The organism is Robiginitalea sp. (assembly GCF_049588695.1).
Lineage (GTDB): Bacteria > Bacteroidota > Bacteroidia > Flavobacteriales > Flavobacteriaceae > Robiginitalea.
In genome coordinates this window covers 1-6,223 of sequence record NZ_JBAVZJ010000243.1, presented here as the reverse complement: position 1 = coordinate 6,223, position 6,223 = coordinate 1, and the positions used below count along the sequence as shown (strand labels likewise).

7 protein-coding genes are annotated in these 6,223 nt (G+C 48.6%); 1 reads left to right on the top strand and 6 read right to left on the bottom strand.

Features of this window, described 5'->3' with window-relative positions:
- On the bottom strand, window positions 1-1,152 hold a 1,152-nt coding region (gene hflX / locus WBV75_RS05920; protein WP_424119722.1), incomplete at its 3' end, for a GTPase HflX.
- Between the two features lie 88 nt (window positions 1,153-1,240).
- Here hflX and WBV75_RS05915 point away from each other — a divergent pair.
- Window positions 1,241-2,197 (top strand): endonuclease, encoded by a 957-nt coding sequence (locus tag WBV75_RS05915; RefSeq protein ID WP_424119721.1) that lies wholly within the window; start codon window positions 1,241-1,243, stop codon window positions 2,195-2,197.
- 9 nt (window positions 2,198-2,206) lie between these two features.
- On the opposite strand, the gene WBV75_RS05910 is transcribed toward WBV75_RS05915, so the two are convergent.
- The 5 genes from WBV75_RS05910 to WBV75_RS05890 form a co-directional block, all read right to left on the bottom strand.
- Window positions 2,207-2,926, bottom strand: a complete 720-nt coding sequence (locus WBV75_RS05910) for a 3'-5' exonuclease (RefSeq protein WP_424119720.1) — start codon at window positions 2,924-2,926, stop codon at window positions 2,207-2,209.
- 249 nt (window positions 2,927-3,175) lie between these two features.
- The gene (locus tag WBV75_RS05905) at window positions 3,176-3,649 is read right to left on the bottom strand and encodes a methylated-DNA--[protein]-cysteine S-methyltransferase (RefSeq protein ID WP_424119719.1); all 474 of its coding nucleotides are present in this window, start codon (window positions 3,647-3,649) and stop codon (window positions 3,176-3,178) included.
- A 4-nt stretch (window positions 3,650-3,653) separates the two neighbouring features.
- On the bottom strand, window positions 3,654-4,754 hold the full coding sequence (locus WBV75_RS05900) for a CNNM domain-containing protein (protein WP_424119718.1): 1,101 nt from the start codon (window positions 4,752-4,754) through the stop codon (window positions 3,654-3,656).
- A gap of 82 nt (window positions 4,755-4,836) precedes the next feature.
- Window positions 4,837-5,829, bottom strand: a complete 993-nt coding sequence (gene hemB, locus WBV75_RS05895) for a porphobilinogen synthase (RefSeq protein ID WP_424119717.1) — start codon at window positions 5,827-5,829, stop codon at window positions 4,837-4,839.
- 13 nt (window positions 5,830-5,842) lie between these two features.
- The coding region (locus WBV75_RS05890; protein ID WP_424119716.1) for a PhzF family phenazine biosynthesis protein at window positions 5,843-6,223 on the bottom strand (381 nt) is incomplete at its 5' end.

Sequence of the window (6,223 nt, the reverse complement as noted above, 5' to 3'; positions counted from 1 at the left end):
AATCTTGCGCACCTCCCGGTAAACAGTCTTGCGGAATTCATCGAGGTTTTCTTTGTTCAGGGCCGATATAAAAACCGCGTTCCCCTCCATTTTATGCATCCATGTCTTGTGCCACTCCTCCATGGTGTAATGGCGGCTCGTCCTTGGAGTGATCAGGTCATCTTCGTCCAGGACTTCGGGCTCGTACAAATCGATCTTGTTAAAGACCATCAGGGTTTTCTTATCGGCGCAGTCAATCTCAGACAGGATTTGGTTGACCGAGGCTATATGGTCTTCAAAACTCGGGTGTGAAATATCCACGACATGTAGCAGTAAATCCGCCTCCCGCACTTCATCTAGGGTGCTTTTAAAACTTTCGACCAGTTGTGTGGGTAATTTCCGGATAAAGCCCACGGTATCGCTCAATAAAAAAGGCAGGTTCCCCAATACCACCTTCCGCACCGTAGTGTCCAGGGTTGCAAATAGTTTATTCTCTGCAAAAACCTCACTCTTGCTGACCACATTCATCAGGGTCGACTTCCCTACATTGGTATATCCGACCAGTGCAACCCGGACCAGGGATCCCCGATTTCCCCTCTGGGTCTCCATCTGTTTGTCAATTCTCTTGAGTTTCTTCTTGAGAAGGGATATACGGTCGCGAACAATCCTCCGGTCTGTTTCTATTTCCGTTTCCCCCGGGCCTCGCATCCCGATTCCCCCGCGTTGCCGCTCCAGGTGGGTCCACAGCCCTGTAAGCCTTGGCAAAAGGTATTCGTACTGGGCGAGTTCTACCTGTGTACGGGCATAACTGGTGGTGGCCCGCTGGGCGAAAATATCCAGGATCAAACCCGTTCTATCCAGTATTTTTACCCGAAGTTGTTTCTCGATATTTCGCTGTTGTACCGGGCTGAGCTCATCGTCAAATATGACTGCACCCACGTCATTCTCCTTCACAAAACCCTCTATCTCAGCAATTTTTCCACTTCCCACAAAGGTCTTGGGGTTGGGCGTATCCACCCGTTGTACAAAACGACCCACAACCTCTCCCCCTGCCGTATAAGTCAGGAACTCGAGTTCATCCAGATATTCCTTAAGCTTATCTTCAGGTTGCTCCCGGGTGAGTATCCCCACCAAAACGGTACGTTCGTAAGACATCGTCTTTATTTCCAGCATAGATTCAGAATCTTCTACAAAACTACGGAATCGCAACCAAGTCTTTTTGTATTTTTAGACTCCTCCCCCAACCTTTAAAAATTAGTTTATGACTGCAAGGGCGGCAAATAGCGTTATCGTCGGGTTCTACAATCTTGAGAATTTATTTGATCCTGTGGACCAACCCGGCGTCCTGGATGATGACTTTACACCAGAAGGCAGCAAACACTGGACACCTCAGCGCTACGAAAAAAAGTTGCGGAAGGTGGGGAGAACGATATCCCGATTGGGAAGTCTGAGCGATGCAAAGTTCCCGGTTTTAATGGGTCTGGCAGAACTTGAGAACGACAGGGTCCTCCATGACCTGCTCCGGATGGAATCCCTGAAGGAGAACGGTATGGACTTTATACATTACGATTCCCCGGATGAACGAGGTATCGATACAGCCCTCCTGTTTCACAGGGAATTCTTCGAGCCCGAACACTGCGAGCCGCTTCCCGTAATACTTTACAACAATGACGGAAGTCGGGACTACACCCGGGATATCACGTATGTACGGGGAAATCTCAATGGGGAACGCCTGCATATCTTTGTGAATCACTGGCCCTCCCGAAGGGACGGGGACCATGAAACAGTCGCCAAGCGACTGGCTGCTTCAGGCACCATTCTTTCTCATATGAACACCCTGGAGCAGGAAGAGGAAAATCCCAATTATGTGATCATGGGGGATTTTAATGATGGCCCAAATTCGGAAAGCATTCAACAGCTTATGTCCCAAAAGCCCCTCTACAACCCTATGGAGACGCTTCAAAGTCCTTACAGGGGGAGTGCAAAGTACAAAGGTGAGTGGTCCATCTTCGATCAGATTTTAATCTCCCATACCTTTTTGAAATCCTCCCCGGGCACCCATTCCTTTGATGAGGCCAACATCTTCGACGAGGAATTCCTCCAGGAATGGAAGGAGCCCTATAAGGGAAAACCGTTCAGGACTTTTGTCGGCCAAAAGTACCTCGGTGGATACTCCGACCACTTCCCGGTATATCTCCTGCTGAATTACCACTCTTGACCGGAATTATTAAATACCAACTTGTATAATTTGATCTTCCTCCAGGAGGGGATCCTGCCGGAGTCTTAGAAAGACCTGGGCGGTGGTAACCACGTCCAGCTCGCAGTACTTAGCGATGCGATCGATATCCCCATTTTCATAATATACCGATCGGATTTGACTGCCATCAAGGTCCTCTTTGGGCGAGGGAATCCCCAGCACATGGGCCATAAGCCTCAGGGAGGTGTAATGCTTGAAATCCCCGAACTTCCAGAGCTCCATAGTGTCCAGGTGCGGGATCTCCCAGGGTTTCTTTCCAAACAACATGAGTTTATTGGGTATGGGAATACCCAGGATAATCATTCGGCGGGCGAGATACGGAAAATCAAACTCCTTCCCGTTATGGGCGCACAAAAGGTGTCGTCGCTCGCTGAAGTGGGAATCCAGCATTCCACTGAACTCCCTAAGCAGGTCATCTTCCGCCCCGATAAAACTCCGTACGCGAAACGTTCGCCCGTCCTGCGTTTGAAGGAAGTAGCCTACCGAGATACAGACGATTATTCCAAATTCCGCCCAGATACCCGCGCGCTCGTAGAACTGCTCAGGTGTGTATTCGTCTTTGCGCTGGTACTTGGTTTTTAGCGCCCAAAGCTCTTGCGCTTCTTCAGAAAGTGTGTTAAAATCAGGAGATTGGGGGACCGTTTCTATATCCAGAAAAAGTATGTCCCCCAGCGGTATATTATCGATCATCCCTATACATTTTATCCGTTACGGTGGTGATTTACCCTTAGATTTCCGCTTTATCCGAACCATTAAAAATGCAAAAAATATCGATTTTATGTAAAACCCCCGAAACCGACCTCTTAGTTTGTTTCTGCAATCCAATGTGCCTGAAAGAGCAGCTTTTCCGGGTTCGATCCCACTATATTTCCGTCGAATAGCATCTTTATGCCCTGGTTTTGCTTTAAAAAATCAAAAAACCAACCAGGGAGTCGGTTCTCAAGTGAATAAAACAGTCTGTCCCGAAGGGCTTTCATGGTTCAAAAGCCATTTTTTACGATGAAGACCCCCGGCATAACCCGTCAGGGAGCCATCGGTTCCAACCACCCTATGGCATGGAATCAGAATCCAAACCGGGTTCTTGGCGTTGGCCCCGGCCACGGCGCGTACCGCCCTGGGATCCCCCAATTTTTTCGCGAGATCCATATAGGACATCCGCTTACCGTAGGGGATTTCCAAAAGGGCTGCCCATACTTTTTGCTGAAATACGGTCCCTTCTGGTTGCAAGGGAACCTCAAAAATCTTCCGGGATCCCTCGAAATACTCCTGGAGTTGTGTGCAGACAGATCTGAGTTCATCGGGGATGGTGCGCACTAAGGAGGAGTCGTCCGAAACCCGAATTTCTGCAATTCCCTTTGCGGAACCTACGATACAGGCGACTCCCAAAGGGGTGTCCATGACGGCTTCGTACATACCCTTATTCAATTATTCCGGAACGTTTAGCCCGCTCTTCCCATTTACGCCGGGCGAGCTGTTGCAGGTCTTCCACATTGTCACTTTCGTCCATAATCTCGAGTCCCAGCAGGGTCTCAATGACGTCTTCCATGGTCACCAACCCACTCACCGTCCCGTATTCATCCACGGCCAGGGCAATATGTTCCCTATTGCGTATAAAGATGTCAAAGAGTTGAGGGATTGGGGTTTCCCGATTCGTTACCAATATCTCGCGTTTGATATCCGCCAGGGGTTTATGGCCATTTTCACCAATGATTTCCTCGAGGACGTTATCTTTTAGGACAAAACCGGTGATGACATCTTCCCGATCTCCGTGGACGGGAATGCGTGAAAAGCGCAATCTCGGATTTTCCTTAAAAAATGCCTCAATACTCTGTTTTTCCGGGGCAATCTTCATTACTGTTCGGGGCGTCATGACATCTTTGACCAGGACCTCCTCAAACTGAAGCAAATTCTGGATCACCTTTGACTCGGATTCTTCAAAGACGCCTTCCTCATGGGCAATTTCAGCCATAGCGCTAAAATCCTCCCGACTCAGAACACTGCCGTGGTGACTCTTGCCAATCAAGCGGGTGAAAAGCTGAAGAAGCCATAGTATTCCAGTGACTTTAAGGAGCCAAACCATCCATTTCAGAACAACGGCGGAAAACTTCGCGAGTTGCCTCCAGTAGGTTGCACCTATGGTTTTCGGGATGATTTCAGAAGTGATCAGGATAAGCATGGTCATTACCGCCGAAACAATACCCACCATAAGATCCTCAGTGAAGGGGACTCCGAAGACTGTACGTTCTGTCTGCCCATAGAGTTCGCTGTAAGCGACCTTGGCCTGCACACCAACGAGAATTGCCCCAACGGTATGGGCGATTGTATTCAGGGTGAGGATAGCGATCAGGGGCTGATCTACATCTTTTTTCAGTTCCTCAAGGACTACGGCGTAGTGCTTCCCTTCCTTTTTTTTGATGTTGACAAAAGTGGGGGTTATACTCAATAAAACAGCTTCAAGGATAGAGCATAAAAAGGAAAAAAAAATGGAAACGAAAGCGTAAATAAGCAATAATCCCATAGTGCATTCTTATATCTCCCAAGATACAATTAATACGATACAATGCCCATTAGAAGAATTTCAATAACCCAACGAAACTCCTTCAGCTATTTAAAAACAGGCTGGCCTCTTTCGCAAAATATGTGGCAATCATATCTGCACCGGCCCTTTTAATCCCTGTGAGCTGCTCCATCATCACACTGTCGTGATCCAACCATCCCCGGGCTGCCGCGGCTTTCACCATAGCGTATTCCCCTGAAACCTGGTATACGGCAATCGGCACGTCAAATGCTTCCCGCAAGTCCCTGACGATGTCCAGATAGCAAAGTCCCGGCTTCACCATTACTATATCTGCACCTTCTTCGATATCGGCGGCAGTTTCCAGGAAGGCCTCACGGCGATTTCCCGGATCCATCTGGTAGGTTTTCTTATCTGATGGCACATCTGCATTATCGGCTGGAGCCGAGTCGAGCGCATCCCGAAATGGACCGTAGAAAGCACTGGCATACTTTGCGCTGTAGCTCATAATACCTGTATTTTCAAATCCCGCAGCGTCCAAAGCATTCCGTATCCCCAGGATTCGGCCGTCCATCATATCACTGGGCGCGACCATATCGGCCCCGGCCTCAGCGTGAGAAACACTCATCGCACTCAGGATTTCTACTGTCGGATCATTTAATATCTGACCCTTTTCGACGATCCCATCATGCCCGAAGCTCGAATATGGATCCAGAGCGACGTCCGTTAAAACACACATATCCGGGCAGGCGTCCTTTATGGTTTTTATCGCCCGTTGCATCAGGCCCTTCCGATTTAAGGCTTCTTTTCCGGTATTGTCCTTCAGGACATCCGGCACTTTTACAAAGAGTAATACCGCCTTTAATCCCAGATCCCAAAGCTGGTTTACCTCTTTGGATATAAAATCCAAACTGAGTCTGTAATAACCCTGCATTGATGGAATCTCTTCCTTAACGCCCTTTCCCTCCACTATAAAAAGCGGAGTCAAAAAGTCATCAGGGCTCAAGCTGGTTTCCCGTACCATCGCGCGAATGGCGGGAGTCGTCCTCAGTCTTCTGTTTCTTCTCAATGGATACATAGATAAATCCTTATTAAATTTTTGTATCGGGCAGCTGAATCTCCGCCTTCATATAGGTCACAGCACAACCGCCGATATGCACCCGGTCCCCGTGATATTCGCAACGCAGTACGCCGCCTCGAACAGAGCGCTGTTGTGCCATCATCTTGGTTTTCTTTAACCGTTCATGCCAGTAGGGTATCAGCAGGGTATGTGCCGATCCTGTCACCGGATCTTCGGGAACCCCACAGCGTGGGGCAAAGAACCTGGAGACAAAATCCACTTCCACACCGGGAGCCGAAGCGATAACCCCGCGGCAGTCTATTTTATTTAACTTAAAAAAATTAGGGTTTAGGGCATCTAACTCCTCCTGGTCTTTATAGATCAAAAGATAGTCCGTCTGTCCCTTAAAACA